The organism is Arthrobacter sp. CJ23 (genome assembly GCF_024741795.1).
In the GTDB taxonomy this organism is placed as follows: domain Bacteria; phylum Actinomycetota; class Actinomycetes; order Actinomycetales; family Micrococcaceae; genus Arthrobacter.
In genome coordinates this window covers 215,160-240,598 of the sequence record NZ_CP102950.1, presented here as the reverse complement: position 1 = coordinate 240,598, position 25,439 = coordinate 215,160, and the positions used below count along the sequence as shown (strand labels likewise).

The window sequence follows — 25,439 nt, the reverse complement described above, 5'->3', positions numbered from 1 at the left end:
TAACTACGCTTCCGGGAGGTTGTTTTGTTTAAGAAATCCCTGCTTGCGGTGGCCGCCGCATCAATGCTTGCCCTCACTGCCTGCGGTGGAACCGCCGGCGCCGGCACCGCTGCCGGCAACTCCGGCGACAAGATCACCATGGGCTTCGCCCAGGTGGGCGCCGAAAGCGGCTGGCGGACCGCCAACACCAAGTCCGTGCAGGACTCGGCCAAGAAGGCCGGCGTCGATCTGAAGTTCTCCGACGCCCAGCAGAAGCAGGAAAACCAGATCAAGGCGATCCGCTCCTACATCCAGCAGAAGGTCGATGTCATCGCCTTCTCGCCGGTGGTGGAATCAGGCTGGGACACGGTGCTGAAGGAAGCCAAGAACGCCAACATTCCGGTCATCCTGACGGACCGGGCCGTGGACTCGCCGGACAAGTCCCTCTACAAGACCTTCCTCGGTTCCGATTTCGTGGAGGAGGGCAAGAAGGCCGGCGCCTGGCTGGTGGAGGACTCCAAGTCCGCGAGCGACACCGTCAACATCGTCGAGATCCAAGGCACCACCGGCTCCGCGCCGGCCAATGACCGCAAGGCAGGATTCGAGGAAGCCATCAAGGCAAACCCGAAGCTGAAGATCGTGGCTTCGCAGAGCGGCGATTTCACGCGCAGCGGCGGCAAGCAGGTCATGGAGGCGTTCCTCAAGAACAACGCCGACATCGATGTTGTGTTCGCCCACAACGACGACGAGGGCCTGGGCGCCATCGAAGCGATCGAAGCTGCCGGCAAGGTTCCGGGCAAGGACATCAAGATCATCACGATTGACGCCGTGAAGGACGGCATGACCGCACTGAGCACCGGCAAGATCAACTTCATCGTCGAGTGCAGCCCGATGCTCGGCGACCAGCTCATGGAGCTCGCCAAGAAGGTACTCGCCGGTGAAACCGTGCCCGAGCGCGTGGTCACCGAGGAGGCCACCTTCACTCCGGAGCAGGCCAAGCAGGCCCTGGCCAGCCGCCAGTACTAAGCCGCGGCTCCCTGAACGTCCGTGCGGCGGCGGATACCGCCGCCGCACGGCACACCAAAGCCCGGCCACCCGCGGCACGGCAGACCTAGAACAGAAAAGACACGAGGATGAACGAAATCGTTCCGGTCGTCGAAATGACCGGCATAGCCATTGGATTCCCGGGGGTCAAAGCGCTCGACGGCGTGGACTTCCGCCTCTTTCAAGGTGAAGTCCACGCCCTGATGGGCGAGAACGGTGCGGGCAAGTCCACACTGATCAAGGCCCTGACCGGCGTGTACAACATTGACTCCGGCACCATCAAGGTCCTCGGCGAGCCGAAGCGGTTCTCGACACCAGGAGAGTCACAGGCGGCCGGCATCAGCACCGTCTACCAGGAAGTCAACCTCTGCCCGAACCTCAGTGTTGAAGAAAACGTGCTGCTCGGCCGCGAGCCGCGCCGCCGCGGCTCCATTGACTGGAAGGGCGTGCGGTCCCGGACCCGCGAGGTCCTGGCCGAACTGCACTTGGACCACGTTGATCCCGGATCCCTCCTGTCCACCCACTCCATCGCCGTCCAGCAGCTGATCGCCATCGCCCGCTCGGTGGAGATCAACGCCAAGGTCCTCATCCTGGACGAGCCGACGTCCAGCCTGGATGCCGACGAAGTCAAGCAGCTGTTCCGCGTCATCAGGGACCTCCGGGACCGCGGGGTTGCCATCCTGTTCGTCTCCCACTTCCTGGAACAGGTCTACGAGATCTCCGACCGCATGACGGTGCTCCGAAACGGAAAACTCGTGGGCGAATACCGCACCCGGGATCTTTCCCGGATGGGCCTCATCTCCAAGATGATCGGCAAGGAAATGGAGGCCCTGGCCGAGCTGGACCAGGCCCCCGCCCGCACGCGTGCAGGCACCGGCGCCGGGGTGACACCATTCTTCGAGGCCGAGGGCCTCGGCCGGAAGGGATCGGTGGCAAACGTTAATCTGTCCATCCACCCCGGTGAGGTAGTGGGCCTGGCCGGACTACTCGGTGCCGGCCGGACCGAGATTGCCCGGCTCGTTTTCGGCGCCGACAGGGCCGACGAGGGCGCCATCAGAATCAAGGGCGCGCGCCAAAAGATCCGTTCCCCACGTGCCGCCATCGACAATCGCATCGGGTTCTGCTCGGAAGACCGCAAGGAGGAAGGGCTCATAGGAGACCTGACCGTGCGGGACAACCTGGTGCTCGCAATGCAGGCGAGCCTAGGCTGGGCGCGCCGTATCCCCCGCCGCGTCCAGGATGAGCTGGTGGCCGAATACATCGAGGCCCTGGACATCCGGCCGGCCAACCCCGATGCGCTGATCCGCAACCTGAGCGGCGGAAACCAGCAGAAGGTCCTCCTGGCCCGCTGGCTGGTCACCTCGCCCGAGCTGCTGATCCTCGACGAACCCACCCGAGGCATCGACATCGGAGCCAAGACCCAGATCCAGAAGCTCGTCAACAAGCTTGCAGGCGAAGGCATGTCCATCCTCTTCATCTCCTCCGAACTGGAGGAAGTACTGCGCCTGAGCGACCGCGTGGCGGTCATCAAGGACAGGCTCATGGTCGCCGAAATCCACAACGACGACGTCTCTGTGGAAGACGTCATGACGGTCATCGCCGGAGGCACCCAGTGAAATCGATTCTCAAGCACCGCCTCGACTGGCCGGTCATCGCCCTCGCAGCGTTGCTGCTGGTGAACCAGGTCTTCCGGCCCGACTTCCTCAGCCTCAGGATGCAGGACGGCCATCTCTACGGCAGCGTCATCGACATCATGCGCAACGGCGCCCCCACGATCCTCATTGCGCTCGGGATGACCCTGGTCATCGCGACCCGGGGTATCGACCTTTCCGTGGGCGCAGTGGTGGCGATCGCCGGCGCGGCATCGTGCGCCTACATCGCCGGCTCACCCGAGCCCGCCTCCCCGGTGACGGCAGCCATGGCGGTCCTCATCGCCGTGATCGCCGGCCTCACCCTTGGAGTCTGGAACGGTTTCCTGGTCTCCACTATCGGCGTACAGCCCATCATTGCCACCCTGGTGCTCATGACGGCAGGCCGCGGCATCGCCCAGCTCATCACCGGCGGCCAGATCGTTTCCGTGTCCAACGACCACTACAAGTCCATCGGCGCCGGGTACCTGTTCACCCTTCCGATTTCCATCCTGATCACGGCAGCCGTGTTCATCCTGGCGGCCATCCTGACCCGGCGTACCGCACTGGGAACCCTGATCGAGGCCGTCGGCATCAATCCCGTCGCAAGCCGCCTCGCCGGGCTCCGCTCGCGGAACATCATCTGGGTTGCCTACATCTTCAGCGCGGTCTGCGCCGCCGTCGCGGGCCTCATGATCAGTTCCAACGTCACGGCCGCCGATGCCAACAACGCGGGCCTCTACATCGAAATGGACGCCATCCTGGCGGTGGTCATCGGCGGAACCTCGCTTGCAGGCGGGCGCTACACGCTGGTGGGCACCGTCGTCGGGGCCTTCATCATCCAGACTCTGACCACCACCGTCTACACCCTCGGGATCCCGCCTGAAGTGACCCTGGTCTTCAAGGCCCTCGTTGTGATCACGGTTTGCCTGCTCCAGGCGCCGAAGGCCCGGAAGCTGCTCGGCAGCCTCAAGGCAGCACCCAAGCCCGCCGCAAAGGAAAAGGTCGCACTGTGATGTCCCTCCTCTCCACGCTTACGCCCCTCACCGCCAAGAGCCCGACACCGGCCCGCAGCCGCCTGCGTGGCGGCGCCCGCTATGCGCCGACGCTTGCCACCGTGGGCCTGTTCATCGCAATGTTCGCCGTGGGATCCGGAATGTACCCCAGCTTCCTCTCCGGCCAGGTTTTCCTGAACCTCTTCATCGACAACACCTTCCTGATCGTTCTCGCCGTCGGCATGACGTTCGTGATCCTCACCGGTGGCATCGATCTTTCGGTGGGGGCCGTCGTCGCGCTGTCCATGATGGTGGGCGCCACGCTGCTGCAGCAGGGCTGGAACGCCGGGGCCGTCATTGCCCTGGTGCTGCTCATTGGCGGCGGGATGGGGCTGCTGATGGGGCTGATCATCCAGTATTTCGACATCCAGCCCTTCATCGTCACGCTGGCCGGCATGTTCCTCGCCCGCGGCCTGTGCTACGTCATCAGCCTGGACTCGATCCCCGTCACCGAAGGGTTCTTCACCGGCATGGCGCAGGCCCAGATCCCCCTGCCCGGGGACCTCTTCGTCTCACCGGGCGTGCTCCTGGCCCTCGGGGTGGTGGCCGTGGCCTTCTTCGTCCTGCACCACACGCGCTTTGGCCGGACCGTCTACGCGATCGGCGGCAACGAACACTCCGCCATACTCATGGGCCTGCCGGTAAAGGGCACCAAGGTCCTGGTCTACGTCCTGAGCGGCCTGTGCTCCGCGATCGCCGGCATCCTGTTCTCCTTCTACAGCCTCTCCGGCTACAGCCTCGCCGCCCAGGGCATGGAACTGGATGCGATCGCCGCGGTGGTCATCGGGGGCACCCTGCTGACCGGCGGAACCGGCTATGTCCTCGGCTCGGTGGTGGGCGTGCTGGTGCTCGGGATCGTCCAGACGTTCATCGCCTACGACGGCACCCTCAGTTCCTGGTGGACGAAGATCGTCATCGGCGGCCTGCTCCTCGTCTTCATCCTGCTGCAACGGCTCTTTGCCAGGAAGGCGCACTGACCCACCGCTCTTTTCCGCACTGATTCTCTGCACGTTCTCCGCAGATGTTTTCCGAATTGTTTTCCGCACGACGAAAGGACCCCTTCAGCATGAATGATCCCGTCAGCCACCACCTGTCCCGCCGGATGTTCCTCGGTTCCGGGACCGCCGCAGCCGCCGCGCTTGCCCTCGCGGGAGCCGGAGGCGCCGCCATGCTTGCCGCCCCCTCCGCCGCCGCCGCCGACGCCGCTCCCCTGATCAACCCGGTTGTTCCACAGCGGGCGGACCCCTGGCTGATGAAGCACACGGACGGCAGGTACTACTTCACCGGCTCCGTGCCCGAGTACAACCGCATCATCATCCGTTCTTCGCCCACCATCGCCGGGCTGGGCAGCTCCCAGGAAACGGTGGTGTGGACGCGGCCTGCCACCGGAACCATGGGCGGCCACATCTGGGCCCCGGAACTGCACCACTTCGACGGGAAATGGCACATCTACTTCGCGGCCGGCGACAGCAACGATGTGTTCCGCGTGCGGATCTACGTCATTTCCACGGACGCCGCCGACCCCACCACGGCCGTCTGGGAACCCCCGGTCCGGGTGCTCACCCATGCCGACACATTCTCGCTGGATGCCACCACCTTCGAGCACGCGGGCACGCGCTACCTGCTCTGGGCGCAGAGCGATACTGGCGTGAACTCGAGCCTCTTCATCGCCTCCATGTCCTCACCGTCCACCCTTTCCAGCGCCCCGGTCCGCATTGCCGTTCCGACCATGAACTGGGAGACCCGCGGATACAAGGTGAACGAGGGACCGGCCGTGATCAAGCGGAACGGCCGCATCTTTGTCACCTTCTCCGCCAGCGCCACGGACGCCAACTACTGCATGGGCCTGCTGACGGCGGATGCAAACGCCGATCTGCTCAACGCAGCGTCCTGGACCAAGACGCCCACCCCCGTCTTCGTCACCTCGGAGGGCTCAAAGCAATACGGTCCCGGGCATAACTCCTTCACCACCGATGAGGCGGGCAACGACATGCTCGTCTACCACGCCCGGTCCTACCACAACATCACCGGCGACCCGCTCTACGACCACAACCGGCACGCACGCGTCCAGCGCTTGTACTGGAACGCGGACGGCACGCCCGATTTCGGTGTTCCGGTGGGCGACGGCGAGCTGCCGGTCCGCCTTGAACCTGCCTCCGCCCCGGGCACCTTCCTGGCCCACGACGGCACGGCCATCGCTGCCGCCGCCTCCCCCTCAACGGGAGCCTCGCAGTTCCGCCTGGCCCCCGGCTACGGCAGGAAAAACTCGGTCATCATCGAACCGGTGCTGACCAAGGGGCGCTACCTCCGAGTGCAGGGCCCAGCGGTCACCATCTCATCCACGGAAGGCTCGTCGTCGGGCTTCGTGCTACGGAGCGGCCTTTCGGACGCCGCTGGCGCCTCCTTTGAATCGCTCGACTACCCGGGCTCCTACCTGCTCCTCCAACAGGGCGTTCTCGCACTGGGCAAGGTGGGCAAGCAGGACAAGCCGGCAGCCACGTTCTTCCTGCGCCCGTAATCCAGCATGCAAAATGGCGGCCTTGATCAAAATGTGATTTGATTCACAGGCCGTCCAGGGATACTATTTCCGTGGTTGTTAGCGCTAACAGAGATGTTGGCGCTGCCGGAGTCCCCGGCGGAAAGCATCTGGCTTTCCGCTCAAGCACCGATTCGTGGCCCACAGGCCACGAAAGGAGAAGCAACGTGAGAATCAAGAAACTCCTGGGCGCCGTCGCCGTCGTCCTGGCCGTTACAGTAGGGGCCACCGGCTGCGGCAGCCGGACCGGCGCCGCCGCGAACACCAGCACGGACACCGCCGGTGCGCTGGTGGGCATCTCCATGCCCACACAGACCTCCGAGCGGTGGATCGCGGACGGCAAGAACGTCTCGGATTCCCTGGCCAAGCTCGGCTACAAGACCGACCTCCAGTATGCCAACGATGACATTCCCACCCAGGTCTCGCAGATCGAGAACATGCTGACCAAGGGCGCCAAGTCCCTGATCATCGCCGCGATCGACGGCACCACGCTGACGAGCGTCCTGGCGAAGGCCAAGGAACAGAACGTCAAGGTCATCGCCTACGACCGGTTGATCAACGGCACCCCGGACGTGGACTACTACACCACCTTCGACAACTACCAGGTGGGCGTCCAGCAGGCGACCTCGCTGCTGACCGGTCTGGGCTTGGTGGATGCTTCCGGCAAGAAGATCGAGGGCAAGGGCCCGTTCAATGTGGAGCTGTTCGCGGGCAGCCCGGATGACAATAACGCGAACTTCTTCTGGACCGGCGCCATGGACACCCTGAAGCCGTACCTGGACGCCGGAACCCTCAAGGTACCCAGCGGACAGACGAAGTTCGAGCAGGCCGCCATCCTGCGCTGGCAGGCGGCAACCGCACAGAAGAGGATGGAAGACATCCTCACCGCGGCCTACGGCCCGGGCAAGAAGCTCGACGGCGTGCTGTCGCCCTATGACGGACTGTCGATCGGCATCATCTCCGCGCTCACCAGCACCGGCGGCTACTCCAAGGGCAGCCTTCCGGTGATCACCGGCCAGGACGCCGAAAAGGGTTCCGTGAAGTCGATCGTGGGCGGCGAGCAGTACTCAACCATCTTCAAGGACACGCGCAAGCTTGGCGAGCAGGCCGTGAAGATGGTGGACGCCGTGCTCAAGGGCACTCAGCCGGAAGTCAATGACTCCAAGACCTACAACAACAAGGTCAAGGTGGTCCCGGCCTACCTGCTGAAGTCCGTCATCATCACGAAGGGCAACTACAAGCAGGAACTCATCGACTCCGGTTACTACACGGACGCCGATATCAAGTAGCAGCGGCGGCTTGAGCACACAGGGGCCCTGCAATCGCAGGGCCCCTGCCTATCGAACCAATCAATGGGAATTGACCATGAACGTACCCATCCTCCAGATGCGGGGAATCACCAAGACCTTCCCCGGCGTCAAAGCCCTCCAGGACGTCACCCTGGACGTGAACCGCGGCGAAGTCCACGCGATCTGCGGCGAAAACGGGGCAGGCAAATCCACCCTGATGAAGGTGCTCTCCGGCGTCTACGCGCACAACACTTTCGATGGGGAAATCCTCTTCGAGAATGAACCATGCGGCTTCGGGTCCATCAGCGACAGCGAAAAGCGTGGGATCGTCATCATCCACCAGGAACTGGCCCTGAGCCCGTACCTGTCCATCGCGGAGAACATCTTCCTGGGAAACGAACTGGCCTCGCGCGGTTGGGTGGACTGGCGGAAGACCAATCTGGAAGCCAGCAAGCTGCTGGCCCGGGTAGGCCTGAGCGAAAACCCCGCCACCCCCATCCAGCACATCAGCGTGGGCAAGCAGCAGCTCGTCGAAATTGCCAAGGCGCTGTCCAAGCAGGTGAAGCTGCTGATCCTGGACGAGCCCACCGCGGCCCTGAACGACGAGGATTCCGGCCACCTCCTGGATCTCATCCTGCACCTGAAGGGGCAGGGCGTCACCAGCATCATCATCAGCCACAAACTCAACGAAATCCGCAAGGTGGCCGACGCCGTCACCATCATCCGGGACGGCAAGTCCATCGAGACCCTGCGCGTGGACCAGGGCCAGATCACCCAGGAACGGATCATCCGCGGCATGGTCGGCCGGGACCTGGACAGCCTCTACCCCGAGCGTGATCCGCAGATCGGCCAGGAAGTCCTCCGGATAGAGGACTGGACGGTCCAGCATCCGCAGGACCACAGCCGCACGGTGGTGCACAACGCCAGCCTGAGCGTCCGCAAGGGCGAAGTGGTGGGACTCGCCGGCCTCATGGGGGCCGGCCGCACGGAATTGGCCATGAGCGTCTTCGGCCGCAGCTACGGCCGGGCCGTGTCCGGGAAAGTGTTCAAGCACGGCAAAGAAATCAACACCTCCACTGTCCCGGACGCCATCCGCCACGGCATCGCCTATGCCACCGAGGACCGCAAACACTACGGCCTGAACCTCATCGAGGACATCCAACGCAACATTTCCATGGCGGCCCTCCCCAAGCTCGCCAAGCGCGGCTGGGTGGACAAGAACCGGGAGGCCACGGTGGCCAACGGCTACCGGACCAGCATGAACATCAAGGCACCGTCGGTGGGCGCCATCACCGGAAAACTCTCCGGCGGCAACCAGCAAAAAGTGGTCCTCAGCAAATGGATGTTTTCGGACCCCGATGTGCTGATCCTTGACGAACCCACGCGCGGCATCGACGTCGGGGCCAAGTACGAGATCTACACGATCATCGCCGGGCTCGCCGCCCAGGGAAAAGCCGTCATCGTCATCTCCTCGGAGCTCCCCGAGCTCCTGGGCATTTGCGACCGGATCTACACCCTGTCCGCCGGCCACGTCACGGGTGAACTCCCCATCGCCGAGGCCTCCCAGGAATCCCTCATGCACTACATGACCCAAGAGAAGGAATAACGAACCATGTCCGCCTTACGAGAATCTCTAGGCTTCCTGGCAAGCCGCCTCCGCCAGGTCGGCATCTTCGTCGCCCTGATCCTGATCGTGCTGCTGTTCCAGATCCTGACGGACGGAATCCTGCTCCAGCCGCAGAACGTCACCAACCTGGTGGTCCAAAACAGCTACATCCTCATCCTGGCCATCGGCATGGTCATGGTGATCATCGCAGGCCACATCGACCTGTCCGTGGGCTCCATCGCAGGATTCGTCGGTGCCGTGGCCGGCGTGATGATCGTGCACTGGGGCTGGCCCTGGTGGGCCGCCATTCCGGCGTGCCTCCTGGTGGGTGCCCTGGTGGGCGCCTGGCAGGGGTACTGGATCGCGTACGTCGGCATCCCGGCGTTCATCGTCACCCTCGCCGGCATGCTCATCTTCCGCGGCCTGACCCTGATCACCCTCAAGAACCAGCAGATCACCCCGTTCCCGGAGGAGCTCCGCGCGCTCGGCGGGGGCTTCCTCCCGGACATCGCGGGCGGCACCTCGGTGCTCGAGTGGCTCACCGTCATCCTTGGCGTCGGCGGCACCGCGGCCCTGCTGTTCCAGGCCATCAAGGAACGCCGCGTCCGCAGCAAGTTCAAGCTGGAAAACGAGCCCCTGGCCTGGTTCGCCACGAAGACCGCGTTCATTGCCCTGCTGATGCTCGCCATCACCTTCCTCCTGGCCAGCTACCGCGGCACCCCGATCGTGCTGATCGTCCTCGCAGCCCTGGTCATCGGGTACTCCGCCCTGATGAACAACAGCGTCTTCGGCCGGCACACGTACGCCATCGGCGGGAACCTCCACGCCGCCGAGCTCTCCGGGATCAAGACCAAGGCGGTGACCTTCCGCCTGTTCGTCAACATGGGCGTCCTCGCTGCGCTGGCCGGCCTGATCTTCGCCGCCCGGCTCAATTCCGCCCAGCCGGCCGGCGGCACCGGCTTCGAACTCGATTCCATCGCCGCCGCCTTCATTGGCGGGGCCGCCGTCCAGGGCGGCATCGGCACGGTGGCCGGTGCCATGATCGGCGGCCTCATCATGGGCGTCCTGAACAACGGCATGTCCATCCTGGGCCTCGGAACCGACTACCAGCAGCTGATCAAGGGCCTGGTGCTCCTGCTCGCCGTGGCCTTCGACATCTTCAACAAGAACCGCAGCGGCGGCGAATCCGTCTTCGCCAAGCTCTTCAGCTTCAAGTCCTCACCACGGGCCAAGGACCAGGCGCCCGCACCGGCCCCGGCTCAGGCTGAGTCCGCTGAACACGTAAGGGCAGGCTCTCCGGGCACCTGAACGCCGGAACCTTAACCGGGCCAGCCCCTAACGACAGAGTCCCTCCCGCAGTTCAGAACTGTGGGAGGGACTCTGCTGTTAAGGAAAAGTGCCCGACGCCGGGACGTTCTGCCTGCCGTCCGCCGTCGGGCAGCGGGACGTCAGTCAGCGGACGTCAGTCAGCGGACGTCAGTCAGCGGACGTCAGTCAGCGGACGTCAGTCAGCGCCGAGGCGGCGCCGTCGAATCCCGGACCATGAGCTGTGGGTTGAGGACCGAGGCCGCGCCCGAGCGGCCGTGGGCCATGTCGCTCAGGAGCATCCGGATGCAGCGTGTGCCGAGTTCGGTGAACCCCTGGTTCACAGTGGTCAGTGGCGGGACGAAATACCCGGCCTCGGCCTGGTCGTCAAAACCCACCACGCTGATGTCCTCCGGGACGCGCAGGCCCAGCTCGCTGAACGCGCGCAATGCTCCGAGTGCCATCTGGTCGTTCGCCGCGAACAGGGCGGTGACATGGCCCGTGGCTGCCAGTTCCAGTCCGGCCCGGTAGCCGCTTTCGGCGCTCCAGTCTCCCCGGATCAGGACGGCGTCCTGCAGCCCGGCCCCCTCCAGAGTGTGGCGCCAGCCTTCGGCCCGGGCGGCTGCGTCAAGCCAGTCGAGCGTCCCGGAAACGTGGGCAATGGAGGTGTGGCCGAGGTCCAGCAGATGCTGCACAGCGAGGACGGCGCCGGCGCGCTGGTCCACGGCTGCGACTGTCAGGCGGTCATCCGCCCCGATTCCCACGGCAACCAACGGAACGGACACGTCGATGGTCCGCAACGCCGTCGCCATGGCCTCGTGCGGGACGATCACCACGATCCCGTCCACGGACTGCAGCAGGAAGCGCTCCAGGGCGTCGTGGATGCCGGCCGGAGTCACCTGGCTCAGGCTGGCCATACTGACGGAATAGCCTTCGTCGCGGGCTGCCTGCTGGATGCCCAGCAAAGTGTTGGCGGGGCCGTAGTGGGCCATGCCGGCGCCCAGCACTCCGATGGTCTGGGAGCGCCGGGTGACAAGGCTGCGGGCGGCGGTGTTGCGCCGGTACCCCAGCTCGGCGATGGCCAGTTCCACGCGTTGGCGGGTCTGGGCGCTGACGTTCGGATGCATGTTCAGCACCCGGGAAACGGTCTGGTGGGATACCCCGGCAAGGCGCGCCACGTCTTCCATGACGGGAGGACGTGGCGCGGTGTGTTTGCTCACGCGGCGAAGATGCTCCAGGCCGCCCGGTGCGTGGCACCGGGCTCCAGGCGGACCAGGTCCCTGCCGCTGTTGAAGGCATCTGGCGGGCATGTCATGGGCTCCACGGCCAGGCCCAGTCTGCCGGGGACGGGCGGCTGCTTGTCGGCCGTGTGGATCTGCAGCCAGGGGCAGTTCCGGTCCCAGGACATCCCGACGCCGGTGCCCGCCGGGTCGCGCAGCGACAGGCGCGCCAGCCCGTCGTCGAACGCCAGGTCCGTGAAGGCGTGGTCGATTTCGGTAGCGCCGATCGCCCGGGGCGCCCGGAAGTCGAAGGCGTGGCCGTCCACCGGCACCGTGCCCAGCGGCAGGAGCCTGTCCGGGGTGACCTCCAGGAAGGAAGCGGCGGGGAGCTCAAGGACCCACTCGTCCAGCGGAGAGAGGCCGGCCACCAGGTAGGGGTGCGGGCAGACGCCGTAGGGGGCTGTAGCGGCACCGGTGTTCTCCGCCGTGACGGAGCAGTGCAGCCCGGCGTCGTCCAGGACGTAATGCGCCCGCAGCTCCAGCTCAAAGGGGTAGCCCGCAGAAGGGCCCACCGCGCACGTCAAGGTGAGCGAAGCGGCGTCGTGCTCCTTGGGCGACCAGTCCAGCGGGAAAGCGAGCCCGTGCAGCGATGTGCCGCGCTCCGGCTCGTTGACCGGGAGATGGTGCATCTCGCCGTCGAAACGGTAGGCGCCGTCCGCGATCCGGTTGGGCCAGGGTGCGGCGATGATGCCCCGGTAGTCGGGGATGGGCCCGCCAGCGGCGAAGGGAACCACCAGGTCGCGGCCCTCGAACTGAAGGACACGCAGGGCGGCGGCGCGGGCGGTGACAACGGCGGTGTAACCGCCCGCGCTCAGCGTGAATTCTGTGCTCACAGGCCGCCGGCCAGCTTGTAGTAGGCGGCGTTCCAGTTGAGTTCCTTCTTGAACTGTTTGATGGTGGTGCCTTCGTCGATGGTGAGGAGTTCTGTCTTGGCGATTTCGGCGAAGTCCTCGAACACGTCCAGGCCCACCTGCGTGGACAATACCGTGTGGTGGGCGGCGCCGGCGGTGAGCCACGCGGCGGCCGAGGTGGCGAAGTCGGGCTTGGGTGACCAGAGGGCCCGGGCGACGGGGAGGTTGGGCAGCGGCTGGTCGAGGTCCACCACGTCCACGGCATTCGCGACCAGGCGGAAGCGGTCGCGCATGTCTGAGAGCGCCACGACCACGCCGGGTCCGGCGTCGGTGTCGAAGACCATGCGGACGGGGTCTTCCTTGCCGCCGATGCCCAGCGGGTGGACCTCCACGCGAGGCTTCTTCGCGGTCAGGGACGGGCAGACCTCGAGCATGTGGGCGCCCAGGATCTTCTCCGAGCCGGGCTCCAGGTGGTAGGTGTAGTCCTCCATGAGGGAGGCGCCGCCGGGCAGGCCGGCGCCCATGACCTTGGCCGCGCGGACCAGGATGGCGGTCTTCCAGTCGCCCTCGGCGCCGAAGCCGTAGCCGTCGGCCATGAGCCGCTGGACGGCCATGCCCGGGAGCTGGCGCAGCTCGCCCAGGTCCTCGAACGATGTGGTGAACGCGGCCGAACCGTTCGCTTCAAGGAAGCTACGCAGGCCCAGTTCGATGCGGGCGCTGTAGCGCAGCGACTCGTGGCGGGCACCGCCCTTTTGCAGCTCAGGAACCACCTCGTAAAGGCGCTCGTACTCTGCCACCAGGGCGTCGACGTCGGACTCCGCGGCGCCGTGCACGGCGTCGGCGAGCTCGTTCACGGACCAGGTGTTGACCGAGACGCCGAAGCGCAGCTCGGCTTCGGTCTTGTCGCCTTCGGTGACGGCCACGTTGCGCATGTTGTCGCCGAAGCGGGTCAGTTTGAGGGTGCGGACGGCGGCCCAGCCGGCGGCGGCGCGCTGCCAGGCGCCCACCTGGCGGGCGACCTCGGGGTTGCTGACATGCCCGACGACGGTCTTCCGCGGCACGCCGAGACGCGACTGGATGTACCCGAACTCGCGGTCGCCGTGGGCTGCCTGGTTGAGGTTCATGAAGTCGAAATCGATGTCCGCCCACGGCAGGTCCCGGTTGGCCTGGGTGTGCAGGTGCAGCAGCGGCTTGCGCAGCAGGTCCAGGCCCTGGATCCACATCTTCGCGGGGCTGAACGTGTGCATCCAGGCGGTCACGCCGATCACGGCATCGTCCGAGTTGGCCTCCAGCGCGGTGCGGCGGATGGCGTCCGAGTCCGTCAGCACGGGCTTCCAGACGAGCTTGACCGGCACATCCGAGGCAGCGTTGAGGACGGCGGCGATCTCCTGCGACTGCGCCGCCACCTGCTTGAGGACGTCCTCGCCGTAGAGGTGCTGGCTGCCGGTGAGGAACCAGACCTCGTACTGCTGCAGGGAGGTGTTGTTGGCGTTGGGCATGGTGTGCTCCTGAAAAGTTTGGGGGTTCGTGGGCCGGGAGGGTTGTTCGGGGCGTCAGCGCCCGTAGACGTTCTGGTACCGCTCGTAGAGGGATGCGATCTTGGCCTGGTCAATGGGCAGCGGCTCGCCCAGCTGGCGCGAAATATGGACGGTGCGTGCGACTTCCTCGCACATCACGGCGGCCTTGACCGCCGACTTCGCGTCCTTGCCGATGGTGAAGGGGCCGTGGTTCTGCATGAGGACCGCGGGCGAACTGGAGTTCTTCAGTGTCTCCACGATGCCCTGCCCGATCGAGTCGTCGCCGATCAGTGCGAAGGGGCCCACCGGGATGGTGCCGCCGAACTCGTCGCCCATCATGGTGAGCACGCACGGGATCGGCTCGCCCCGCGCAGCCCAGGCCGTGGCATAGGTGGAGTGCGTGTGGACCACTCCCCCGACGTCGGGCATGTTCCGGTACACGTACGCATGGGCGGCGGTGTCCGACGACGGCGACAGCCCCGGGTTGCCCCACTCCACCGTGCCGCCGCTTCCGATGTTGGTACCACTGACAGGCACCCCGTACAGGTCCGTGACCACCATGGACTCCGGCGTCAGGTCCGCATAGGAGACGCCCGAGGGCTTGATGACCATGAGGTCATGGCCGGGGACGCGGGCGGAGACGTTCCCGGCAGTCCAGACCACCAGTTCGTAGCGCGTCAGCTCGGCGTGCAGTCCGCAGACCTCGGCGCGGATCCGGGCGATAGTTTCCAGCAGCGTGCTCATGCCAGGGCCCCGGCGGCAACAAGGGGACGGACGCTGTTCCGCTGGATGGCCTTCAGCCGGTGCATGACCTCGTTGGCCCCGCGGCCGAAGTAGTCATGCAGGGTGCGGTATTCCTGGAACAGTTCCTCGTAGGCTGCGACGTTTTCCGGGATGGGCGTGTACACCTCACCGGGGGCGGCGCCCATCGCTGCCGCGGCTTCCCGGATGTCGGCGAACTTTCCGGCCGCGACCGCTGCGTGGATGGCCGAGCCCAGGGCGGGTCCCTGGGTGGAGCCGATGGTGGAGAGCCGGAGGCCGGTCACGTCCGCGTAGATCTGCATCAGGAGCTTGTTCTTCAGGAGGCCGCCGGCCACGATGAACTCCTTCACCGGCACGCCGGAATCGCGGAAGGCGTCCACGATGGTGCGGGTGCCGAAGGCGGTTGCTTCGAGCAGGGCACGGTAGGTGTCTTCAGGCTTCGTGGCGAGGGTCTGGCCCACCACCACGCCGGAGAGTTCGTGGTCCACCAGCACCGAGCGGTTGCCCGAGTGCCAGTCGAGCGCGATCAGGCCGTGCTGGCCGATGGCCTGGCGGGAGGCGAGCTCGGTGAGGTATTCGTGGATGCCCAGCCCGGCGGCAGCGGCGGCCTGGTGGTATTCCGGGGGCACGCCGTTCCTGGTGAACCAGCCGAAGATGTCGCCCACGCCGGACTGCCCGGCCTCGTAGCCCCAGAGCCCGTCCACGATGCCGCCGTCCACCACGCCGCACATGCCGGGGACTTCGCGGAGTTCGTCGCCGTTCATGACGTGGCAGGTGGAGGTGCCCATGATGGCCACCAGCTGGCCCGGTTCCACGGCCTTGGCTGCGGGCGCCGAGACGTGGGCGTCCACGTTGCCAACCGCGACGGCGATTCCCTCCGGCAGCCCGGTCCAGGCGGCGGCCTCTGCCGTGAGGTAGCCGGCGGCGTCGCCCAGCCGGCCGATGGCGTGGTCCAGCTTGCTGCTGACGAAGTCCTTGAACTCCGGATTCAGCGCGGCGAGGAACTCCTCCGAGGGGTAGCGGCCGTCCTGGTAGATGCCCTTGTACCCGGCGGTGCAGGCGTTGCGGACGTAGTTGCCGCACAGCTGCCAGACAATCCAGTCGGCGGCTTCCACCCAGCGGTCCATGTGTGCATAGGCTTCGGGGTCCTCTTCCAGCAGTTGCAGTCCCTTGGCGAATTCCCATTCCGAGGAGATGAGCCCGCCGTAGCGCGGCAGCCAGGATTCGCCTCGTTCCGTGGCGAGTTCGTTGATGCGGTCGGCCTGCGGCTGGGCCGCGTGGTGGCGCCACAGCTTCACATAGGCGTGCGGCCGGTTGGCGAAGCCCGGCACCTCGTTGAGCGGGGTGCCGTCCGCAATGACAGGAACCATGGTGCAGGCAGTGAAGTCGGTGGCAATCCCGACGACGGCGGCCGGGTCGATCCCGGCGTCTGCGATCGCGGCAGGGACCGCATGGCGGAGGACGTCCCGGTAGTCATTGGGCACCTGCAGCGCCCATTCCCCGGGAAGGCGGACGGCATCCGCCTCGGCAACGCCGGCAAGGCCCGAGGGGAGGGCTTCAGTGACCACTGCGTGCGGGTAATCGAACACTCCGCTGCCGAGTTCCTTGCCGTCCCGGACCCGGACCACCACGGCCCGGCCGGACAGGGTGCCGTAGTCCACCCCAATGACATAGTTTTCGCTGCCGTCTGCTGCGACGTCCATGAATCCTCCAAGTAATAAGCACGCCGTTTCGCGGCCTGGAACCATTGTGAGCGCTAACAACTTGCCGCGTCAAGTGCCTTCGTTGGAGAAGCAGGAAACGCACGGACCCATGAAGAAGGGTCCGGGAACGTGGATCAGGCCGGGGCTGCGGTGCTCCGGCGGATGACGAGCTCAGGCTCCACAACCGTGGTGCTCACGTCCCCGCCGTTCCCGATGGCGCCCAGCATCAGGTCCATGCAACGCCGGCCCAGCTCCTCGAAGTCCTGGCGCACAGTGGTGAGCGGCGGGGTGAAGTAGCCGGACTCGGGCTGGTCGTCGAAGCCCACCACCGAGACGTCCTCCGGCACGCGGACGCCGGCCTCATTGAAGGCGCGCAGCAGGCCCAGGGACATCTGGTCGTTGCCCACGAAGATTGCGGTGGCGGACCTTTCCGCCGCGAGCCGGCGGCCGATCTCGTAGCCGCTGCCGGCGCTCCAGTCCCCTTCCACCATCAGGCTGTCATCCAGGCCGGCGGAGCGCAGCGCCGCACTCCACGCCTCTGCCCGGGCTACGGCGTCGATCCAGTCCTGGGGCCCCGCCACATGCCCGATCCGGCGGTGGCCCTGCTCGATCAGGTGCGCGACGGCCAGCTCCGCGCCCCGCCGCTGGTCCACCATGGCTCCGCTGACCGTCCCGCTGCCCAGGGACCCCACGGCCACCACCGGCACGCCGGGTTGCAGTTCAGCCAGGGCGAGGAGTGTCTCCGAATGCGGCACGATCACCACAATCCCGTCCACGGACTGGTCCATGAAATGCCCTATGGCATCGAAAATCGCTTCCCGGCTCACCGTCTTCAGGGCCGCGATGCTGACGAAATAACCGGCGTCGCGGGCGGCCTGCTCAACTCCCAGCAGCGTGTTGGCGGGACCATACTGGGACAACTCGCTGCCCAGCACGCCGATGGTCTGCGACCTGCGGGTGACCAGGCTCCGCGCCGCAGTGTTGCGCCGGTAGCCAAGCTCGGCGATGGCCGCTTCGACGCGCTCGCGCGTGGCCTTGCTGACGTTCGGGTGGTTGTTGATCACGCGGGAGACGGTCTGGTGGGAGACCCCGGCCCGCTCCGCCACATCCTCAAGCCGGGGAAGCCTCGCGTTGCTTTTCGTCATGAGCACATTCTGCGCGATGATCCCACCCATCACGAATTATCCCCGCCCCCGCGTGGCCCCAACTGGGTTGCTCAGACCGTTAACGTGATGGTGGCCAGGACGCGGGGGCGGTTGATCTGCTTGGGGATTTCCAGCGTGGCCGTGCAGCTGCCCGACGGCGGGTAGACGGCCTGGGTGGTGCCGGTGCCGTCCGCTCCGATCACCACATTGAGGGTGGTGGAGTAATCCCCGCAGGTGACCCGGACCGTGTAGTAGTCCCGGTTGTTGGCGCCTGTGACCGTGAAGCTGACACCGCCGTCGGGCAGGTGGTTCACGGTCAGCGGGCCCGAACCGGGGGCGGCAGCGGGGGCCGGGGCCGCCATGGGTGAGAGAGCTTCCGCAGTGGTGGACGGCGGGCTGGTGGGGGGAGCGGCGGCGGTGGAAGCGGCGCCCCCGGCTCCGCTTCCACCGCCGCTCGTCCCGGCTATGGGGGCGGCGTCGTCGTTGGTGATGGTCACCAGGCCGTAGCCGTCGGCGAGGTTGAAGTCCGGGCCGCCCAGGAGCTGGACCATGAACTGCTCGTTCTGTTCGTAGAGCGTGTCACCGTAGACGGTCACGGTGAGCGTGGCCGTGGTGCTGTTGGCCGCGAAGGTCACGGTCCCCGAGGCCACGGCCAGGAAATCCGTTCCCGCCGTCGCGCTGGCCGATCCTGCGGTTCCGGCGAGCGTCCTCCAGTTCACCGTGAGCGGGGTGCCCTGGGACTGGTCGAGGCTCAGGGTCAGCGTGACGGTCTTGCTGCCGCTGTTGCCCTCGGCCACGGTGGCGTCGCCGATCCGCACTTCACGCTGGATGACTGCGGGCGGGGTGAACTGATCGTCGTCGGTGCGGAAGCGGAAGCGGTCGAAGGAGGCGGCCGCGTCGGCGCCCGGAACAGAGCTGCCGAGGACGCCGGTGCGGCCGTCCGCCACGGAGGAATTGAAGGCCCGGCTGGTGACCACCTGGCCGTTCAGCGTCAGGGTCACCACGGTGGCCTTGAGGACCAGGTTGAGCGTCTGCTCGCTGCCTGCGGCGATGGTCCGGGCGATCGCCTGGTCCACCACCCGGCCGCTGCGCGGGCTGACGTGGCCGATCAGGATCCGCTGGCCGGGAATGTCCAGGACCACGAACTTGTAGTCGTTGGCGGCGTAGTAGTCGAAGATGGTGCCGGTGACGCCGAGGGCCCGGAACGTGGCCTCCACCTCCACGTAGGAGAGGCTGTCGATGCCGAGGCTGCCGAACTGGGCCGCCGCCAGGGCGACCGTTCCGGCGGTGGCGTTGCCCACGTAGCGGCCGGTGTCGGTGTTCCACGAACCGGCCACCGGCGTGAACGCCTCGGCCACGCCGTCGTCGAAGAATTCGGTGCGGTCCAGCGAGATTTCCGGCGAAATGACCGTCAGGGAAATGTTGTCGAACCAGCCGCGGGCCTGCTGCGAACCGAAGCCCACCAGGCCCTTGTTCAGGGCCACGGCGTCGCCGTCCACATAGCGCACCGGGAACTGGTGGCTGAAGGCGTTCTTGCCGTCGATGGTCACGGTGACCACCAGGCCGTTCACCACCACGTCCAGGTTGTAGAACTTGCCGGCGCTCACCGAGCCGGGCACCGCCGATTGGGCGTCGTACCACCAGCCGGCGGCGTTGCGGTGGCCGATCACCATCTTGTTGATCGAATCGTCCACGCCGGCGAACTTGAAGTCCTCCGGGGCGAAGTAGTCGAAGACGATGAACGCGTTGGCCTTCCAGCCGCCCACCGCCTTGTCCATGGAGATCTTCGCGGCGAGCTCGTAGTAGACCGACTTGTAGGCGTCCGAGTACCAGACCGCGACGGCGTCCTGTCCCCAGCCCGTGGCCGTCACCTTGAGCAGGCCGTCCTGGACGGTGAACGCGCCGGAGTCGGTGGCGAAGCCCTGGAGCGTGCCGTCGTTGAAGTCCGCACCGCGCAGGGTGTCGCGGCGTCCGCCCGGGATGTTGCCGGCCTGCGGGTCCGTGGGCCCGCCGGTCTGCGTCTGCCACTGGCCGTGGTCGTGCTGGGTGATGAGGCCCAGCTCGCCGTCGGGTTCGCCGTTGCGGACGGGATCGTTGCCGGTGTCCGCGGCGCGGGTGGGGTCTGCGCCCTGGCTGCGGGACAGCGCGTACAGGAACATGGGCAGCTGCGGTTCCACCTGGCGGCTGACCGTGGCGATGCCGAACGGCGAGAACGGGACGAGGTAGCTGTTGAACTCGCCCACCCAGTCGATGAGCCGGTCGCCGCCGGTGTTGCCGATCAGGATGTCCAGGCCGGCGCCGCCGAAGACGCGGTCCTGGTAGCTGGAGTTCACGCCGTCCGGGACGTCGTTGAGGCCGTTGTTGCTGGTCAGCAGCTCATCGGCGTTGGAGAGGTCGTTGCCCCAGCCGGCCCAGATGGTGTCCTTGCCGGTGCCGCCCACGGACCAGTCGTTGCCGAGGTCCCCGAAGATCGCATCGTCGCCGTCGGACGGCTGGTTGGTGATGGTTCCGGTGCAGTTGCCCTGGTTGTCGACGGCGATGCAGGCCGTCACCCAGTTGCCGGAGGCGGCGTCGTTGTTCAGGAAGAACTGGCGGGTCCACGGCGGGGTGGCGCCCTTCCAGACGCTGCCGTCCGTGTTGAACAGGACCACCCGGCGGGGATCGTATTCGTCGTAGAGGAGGAACTCGCCCAGCCGGCCCATGTTGTGGTTGTTGCTGTGCCAGGCGTTCGTGTCGGCGCCGAAGTGCAGCACATCGCCCGGGTTGTAGGGGTGCAGGAAGTCGATCAGTTCCAGGCCCACGGGGTTGCCGTTGGCGTCGAAGTGCTGGGCGTAGGAGGTGCTGAGCGCTTCCGATCCGGAGATGGCGTCGTCACCGGCGCCGCCGTGGATGAAGTCGCCGCCCCAGCCGCCGAAGATGATGTCGTCCGAGTTGTTCGCGTCAAACAGGGGCTGGTCCGCCACGTGGTGCTGGCTGGCGTTGACGTTGTCGCCCAGGTTGTACGGGGTGAGGTCCACGGCCTTGGCCAGCTGGCCCGCAACGTTGATGGTGGCCGTCTGCACCTGGCCCGGGGTGTAGATGAACTCGTTGAGCACATCCCCTTCGCTGGTGCGCGTATCCGGGTCCACGGTGCGGAACTTGTAGACGCCGTAGAGCGGCTCGCTCAGCTGCGTGCACACGGCGCTGGAGGCGGTGGAGCAGCCGGTGTTGCGGCTGGTGAAGATCCTGCCGTCGTCGCCCAGGATGCCGTCCGTGCCGGTGCCGCCGGAGATCCAGTCGTTGCCCCAGCCGCCGATCAGGTCATCGTCCTGCGCATCGCCGTAGATGGCGTCGTGGTCGGCCCCGGTGTGGACGGTGTCGTCGCCGGATTCGCCGTGGACCTCGTCGCGGCCGCCGATCTGCAGGTACTTCCAGGTGCCGGTGGCGGTGTCCAGGATCAGCGAGCAGGTGGGTTGCGTGGGCGAACCGTTGCAGCTGCTGCCTGCGCCCTGGCCGAAGTTGGCGGGGACGAAGTCCGGTCCGCCCGGGGTGTAGTCGAGCAGGTGGACGCCGCGGACAACTAGTTTCAGCGAAACAGGGCCAGTTCCGTAGTTGTCGTAGTTGAAGGTCACGTAGTTGGCCGCGCCGGCCACCCCGGACGGGTTGATGTCCGTGTGGTTGACGCCCACGATCCGGATGATCCGGCCGTTGTCCGCCACGATGGTGTCCGCGTCGCGTGCGTGCATGTTGGCGGGGAGCGTGTTGTCCGCCAGGATGCCGCCGGCCAGGCCGGGGGTTCCTGCGATGCCGCTCACCTGGTTGTTGATGGCGATCTGCGTGCCGGCGCCGCCGAACAGGAGGTCCGCGCCGCGGTCATCGCCCGGCAGGTAGGCCAGGGCCGGGAACGGCAGGCCGTCGGGCCGGAGCTCCGGGGTGGTGAGGGAGAAGAAGTCGCTGCTGCCGCCCACGATGTCGTCCTGGCCCAGCCCGCCGAACACCACGTCGTTGCCGGCGTTGCCCTCGAGGTAGTCCTCGCCGTCGCTGGCCGCCTCGAAGGAGGCGATGACCGTGAGCACCCCGGTGAAGTCGCAGACCACGTTGCCGGGGGTTCCGGTGCAGCCCAGCGGGGTGCGGGAGGCGCCCACGTGGTAGCTGAGGGTGGCGTCGTCCACCATGCGGGCGAAGGCCAGTTCAATGCCGCCGTCGCCCTGGATGACGTCGTTGCCGAGCTGGCCGAGGATCACGTCGTGGCCCTGGCTGCCGGCCAGGTAGTCGTGGCCGTTGCTGCCTGCCCACTTGCTGCCCTGGTCCGAGGCGAAGTCGTGGAAGAGGTTGGTGACGTCGTATTCGGCCCACCAGGGCGCCCCGTCCGGATCGCGGTAGGCGCGCGGCGTGCCGTCCACCAGGAGGAGTCCGCTGTTGTCCTGGTTGACCGCACCGACGCAGGCGTTGGCCTGGTCCGATCGGCTGTACAGGAGCGTGCCGCAGAGGGTCTGGAAGTGGTAGCTGAGGAAGTCGGTCCGCAGCAGGTAGGCGTTGTCGCCCAGGACGAGGTCGTCGGCTTCGTCGCCGTCGGCCATGTCGTGCCCGGCGCCGCCGATGATGAGGTCGCGGCCGAGGTTGCCGAAGATGGTGTCGTCCGCGCCGCGCTGCAGGTTCCGGGACTCCACGGCCAGGACGGTGGCGAGCGCCGTCGTCTGGATCTTCTGCAGGCGGGCGTCGGGTTCGTTCGGGTCCGCGACGTTCTGCAGGATGGCGCCGTGGTCGCCGAAGATGATGTCGTCGTAGGCGCTTTCCGGGGCGGAGCCGACAGTGCCGGCGCCCTCGCCGAAGAGCAGGTCGCGGCCGGCCATCAGGAGGTCGTCGCGCACAGGGGAGGCGTACGGCTGGATGGTGGTGCCGTTGTTCAGGAAGCCCGCCCCGGTCACCGAGGGGCGGGGGCTCTGGTCGACGACGGCGATGTCCAGCGCCCGGGTGAAGACGTTCACGTTGACGCCCGAGTCACCGTAGATGTGGTCCACGCCGCGGAGGCCGCGGATTTCGTCGTCGCCCGAGCCGCCGGCCAGGTGGTCGCCCGCCTGGCTGCCGATGATGAGGTCGTCGCCGAGTCCGCCGAAGGCCGTGAAGCCGACCGTGGGCAGCTGGGCCGCGGTGAGGTGGGCGAAGAGGCCGGAGGCGTCGATGACGTCGTTGCCGGCGTAGTCGTACCAGTTGGCCAGGCCCAGCATCCACTCGTCGTCCTCGTTCTCCGCATCGGGGATGTGGACGAAGGGGTCGAAGGGCTTGGGGCCGAACTCCATGCCCAGCACGTCGTAGGGGCGGCCTGAGTACCAGACGCCGTCCTGGCTGGTGTCGCCGTAGACCACCAGGGGCGAGCCGGGGCCGGCCGTGGCGTTCAGATCGCAGGGGACGCCGTCTATGGGGTTGACGATGTTGCAGACGGTGATCACGTCGCCGCCGATGAGCAGGCCGCCGTCGCGGGTGGCGTCGTAGCCGGTGACGGTGAAGGCCGGCGCATCCCAGATGGCCACGCCGGCCGCATTGAGGTGGACGGTGGGCTGCAGTGCCGCGTTCCAGAAGGTCATGGTGCTGGCCGTGAGCGCCTTGATGGTGAACGGGCCGGCCAGGCCGCTGATGCGGACCTGCATGCCCACCTTGAAGCCGTCGGCCAGGAAGGAGCCGCCGTCCGTGCGGAGCAGGTAGTCGGTGTGCAGCTGCATGGTGCCGCTGGCGGTCAGCGCCACGGGCTTGGCCACGTGGACGTCGGTGGGCAGCACGGCGGTGGGGCCGCCGTAGACCGGGCCGGAGAGGTACATGACCGAGCCTTCGCCGCAGTGCGGGAACGGATCCTCGAAGGGGCAGGCGGCGTTGCCGAAGCCCAGGATCATGCGGGTGAAGGACTCCCCTGCCAGCTGGATGTGCTGCGGGCCGTGTCCGTAGGGATCGAGGGCGAAGTAGCCGCTGCCGGGCAGGTAGCTCGTGAGGCCCCAGGGCAGGCCGTCCTGGCGGGTGAGGACCAGGCCCGTGCCCGCAGGGGCGCCGACGCCGTTGCCAACGCCCGGTGCGGAGCGTTCCATCTCGAAGACGTTTTGCATGAACGAGTTGCCGCCGCCGTGCACGGTGGTCAGGCCGCCGTGCGGTCCGGGCACGAAGACGTTGTAGCTGCCGCTGAGGGCCGGCAGGGCGTCCCCGCGGGCCAGGGTCAGCGTCAGTGCGCTCACCGCGGTGAGCCGCCAGGCTCCCGTGACGCCCTGGATCATGACCAGCTGGCCTGCCACGAAGCCGTCGGCGATCCAGCTGCCGCCCGCCCGGGTGACCGTGCCGCCGTCGTTCTGGGCATTGGGGACCGTGGTGACGGCGCCGGTGAAGGTGACCGGCACGTCCGCCGCGATGACGGTCCGCAGGGCGGTGGAGGCACCTGCGACGGTGCCGGAGAGCTGCAGCAGGTACATCACGGTGTTGTCCGTGGTGTCCATGGGATCGTCGTCGCCGAAGCCCACCACCTTCCAGGTGCCGGCGAGTCCGCTGATGGTCACCGGCTGGCCGATCAGGAAGCCCTGGGCCTTCCAGTCGAACGGTGCGGGGCGGCTGAGGCGGTGCGTGGACCCGAACTGGCCGGCGGAGGCTGCCAGCACCACGGTGCCGGTGAGCTTCACGGCGTCGTCCGGCTGCAGGGTGCCCTGGATGTCCAGGCGGTCGTTGCCGTAGCCGAGCATGAGGTTGAAGATCTCGATGGTGGACTTTGCATCGTTGCTGACGAACTGGCCGTCCACAAATTGGACCGTGCCGTAGCTGATGCCGCCCGGGAACACCTGCGGTTCGCCGAAGGTCTGTCCTTCGGCTCCGCCGTACGCGGCGCCGAAGTCCAGGTCCTTGGCCATGTTGAAGCCCTTGATGGAGGTGCTGTTCATGACGCCGCGGCCGTTGGCCTGGGAGGAGTCGTTGTAGATGTTCAGGATGTCAATCTGCTTGCTCTCCGGCGCCTGCGTGGCGATCGCGAAGAGCGGGCCGTCCTGTTCACCCGGGAGTTTGAGGCCCAGCTGGAGCGAGCGGTCGGCGCCGGTGACGCCGCCTTCCACGGCGAGCGGGCCGCGCAGCCGGGACACGAGGTGCTGGCTGACCGGGAAGATCTTCACGCCCTGCCGCTGTAGCGGCTGCTCGTAGGCGATGTCAGCCTCGAGTTCGATGAACCGTTCCTGGTACCAGTTTGCGGCATTGAAGGTGGCGACGGCGGCGATCCGCACCACGGTGAACGCTCCGGCGCCGAAGCCGGCCAGGGAGTCGCCGCTGAGCAGGAAGTCACGGAGTTCCAGTTTCTCGTCGTGCCCGGCGTTGTCGCCGCGGATGACGGCGATCTTGGCCCGGATGCAGCTGCCGGCCTGGCAGATCTCCACCCACTGGCCTTCGCTGAAGCCGTCGGCGAGCCAGCTGCCGCCGGTGGGGCCGGCAATCGGCCGGACCAGGCGCCAGGCGCCGTCCACGAATTCCGTGGTGGCGGTGCCGTCCCACACTCCGGAGCGGGTCAGCCGGTTGATGCTGGTGCCCGTGCCGCCCGCGCAGGCCGGGGCGGAGGACAGGACCATGCTCTTGCCGTCCAGGGCGACGGACAGGATGGTGAAGATGGTGGCGCCGCAGCCGGAGATGGTGATGCGTTGCCCGGCCGCGAAGCCTTCGTCGCTGAAGCTGCCAAGGTCGCTGCCGTTGGCCCGGCTGATGGTGGATCCGGCGATCGCGAGGGCCCCCAGGAAGGCACGGGCCGG

15 protein-coding genes (1 of these 15 only partly in view) are annotated in these 25,439 nt (G+C 66.9%); 8 read left to right on the top strand and 7 right to left on the bottom strand.

Translation table 11 applies throughout. The features are described from left to right. Positions 1-24 precede the first annotated feature (24 nt). From NVV90_RS00995 to mmsB, 8 genes are all read left to right on the top strand, one after another. A complete protein-coding gene (locus tag NVV90_RS00995) occupies positions 25-1,005 on the top strand; it encodes an ABC transporter substrate-binding protein (protein ID WP_258439339.1) in 981 nt (326 codons plus the stop codon). Between the two features lie 107 nt (positions 1,006-1,112). Further along, the gene (locus NVV90_RS00990) at positions 1,113-2,639 is read left to right on the top strand and encodes a sugar ABC transporter ATP-binding protein (protein WP_258439338.1); all 1,527 of its coding nucleotides are present in this window, start codon (positions 1,113-1,115) and stop codon (positions 2,637-2,639) included. After that, a complete protein-coding gene (locus NVV90_RS00985) occupies positions 2,636-3,667 on the top strand; it encodes an ABC transporter permease (protein ID WP_258439337.1) in 1,032 nt (343 codons plus the stop codon). Before NVV90_RS00990 ends, NVV90_RS00985 begins: the two co-directional genes overlap by 4 nt. Continuing rightward, entirely contained in the window at positions 3,667-4,683 is a 1,017-nt protein-coding gene (gene yjfF, locus NVV90_RS00980) for a galactofuranose ABC transporter, permease protein YjfF (RefSeq protein WP_258439336.1), read from the top strand. Before NVV90_RS00985 ends, yjfF begins: the two co-directional genes overlap by 1 nt. Before the next feature lie 89 nt (positions 4,684-4,772). After that, positions 4,773-6,224: a family 43 glycosylhydrolase gene (locus tag NVV90_RS00975; RefSeq protein WP_258439335.1), complete on the top strand. Its 1,452-nt coding sequence runs from the start codon at positions 4,773-4,775 to the stop codon at positions 6,222-6,224. Between the two features lie 185 nt (positions 6,225-6,409). Continuing rightward, complete coding sequence (gene chvE / locus NVV90_RS00970) at positions 6,410-7,531, top strand: multiple monosaccharide ABC transporter substrate-binding protein (RefSeq protein ID WP_258439334.1); 1,122 nt, start codon at positions 6,410-6,412, stop codon at positions 7,529-7,531. 76 nt (positions 7,532-7,607) lie between these two features. Beyond that, positions 7,608-9,137: a multiple monosaccharide ABC transporter ATP-binding protein gene (gene mmsA, locus NVV90_RS00965; RefSeq protein ID WP_258439333.1), complete on the top strand. Its 1,530-nt coding sequence runs from the start codon at positions 7,608-7,610 to the stop codon at positions 9,135-9,137. Between the two features lie 6 nt (positions 9,138-9,143). Then, complete coding sequence (gene mmsB, locus NVV90_RS00960; RefSeq protein ID WP_258439332.1) at positions 9,144-10,445, top strand: multiple monosaccharide ABC transporter permease; 1,302 nt, start codon at positions 9,144-9,146, stop codon at positions 10,443-10,445. Between the two features lie 200 nt (positions 10,446-10,645). On the opposite strand, the gene NVV90_RS00955 is transcribed toward mmsB, so the two are convergent. The 7 genes from NVV90_RS00955 to NVV90_RS00925 form a co-directional block, all read right to left on the bottom strand. Beyond that, on the bottom strand, positions 10,646-11,662 hold the full coding sequence (locus NVV90_RS00955; protein ID WP_258439331.1) for a LacI family DNA-binding transcriptional regulator: 1,017 nt from the start codon (positions 11,660-11,662) through the stop codon (positions 10,646-10,648). Next, positions 11,659-12,555 carry an aldose 1-epimerase family protein gene (locus tag NVV90_RS00950; RefSeq protein ID WP_258439330.1) on the bottom strand — a complete coding sequence of 299 codons (897 nt, stop codon included), beginning with the start codon at positions 12,553-12,555 and terminating at the stop codon, positions 11,659-11,661. The genes NVV90_RS00955 and NVV90_RS00950 overlap by 4 nt, the downstream gene beginning before the upstream one ends. Then, positions 12,552-14,072, bottom strand: coding sequence for an L-arabinose isomerase (gene araA / locus NVV90_RS00945; RefSeq protein WP_258439329.1), 1,521 nt, complete (start codon positions 14,070-14,072; stop codon positions 12,552-12,554). Before araA ends, NVV90_RS00950 begins: the two co-directional genes overlap by 4 nt. Positions 14,073-14,126: 54 nt before the next feature. Further along, positions 14,127-14,834, bottom strand: a complete 708-nt coding sequence (locus NVV90_RS00940; RefSeq protein ID WP_258439328.1) for an L-ribulose-5-phosphate 4-epimerase — start codon at positions 14,832-14,834, stop codon at positions 14,127-14,129. After that, on the bottom strand, positions 14,831-16,555 hold the full coding sequence (gene araB, locus NVV90_RS00935) for a ribulokinase (protein WP_258439327.1): 1,725 nt from the start codon (positions 16,553-16,555) through the stop codon (positions 14,831-14,833). The genes NVV90_RS00940 and araB overlap by 4 nt, the downstream gene beginning before the upstream one ends. A gap of 134 nt (positions 16,556-16,689) precedes the next feature. Continuing rightward, positions 16,690-17,700: a LacI family DNA-binding transcriptional regulator gene (locus NVV90_RS00930; protein WP_258439326.1), complete on the bottom strand. Its 1,011-nt coding sequence runs from the start codon at positions 17,698-17,700 to the stop codon at positions 16,690-16,692. 71 nt (positions 17,701-17,771) lie between these two features. Further along, positions 17,772-25,439, bottom strand: the 3' end of a protein-coding gene (locus NVV90_RS00925; RefSeq protein ID WP_258439325.1) for a carbohydrate-binding protein. The gene runs 21,615 nt beyond the window's last position; only the last 7,668 of its 29,283 coding nucleotides appear in the window; its start codon lies off the right edge, out of view; it ends in the stop codon at positions 17,772-17,774.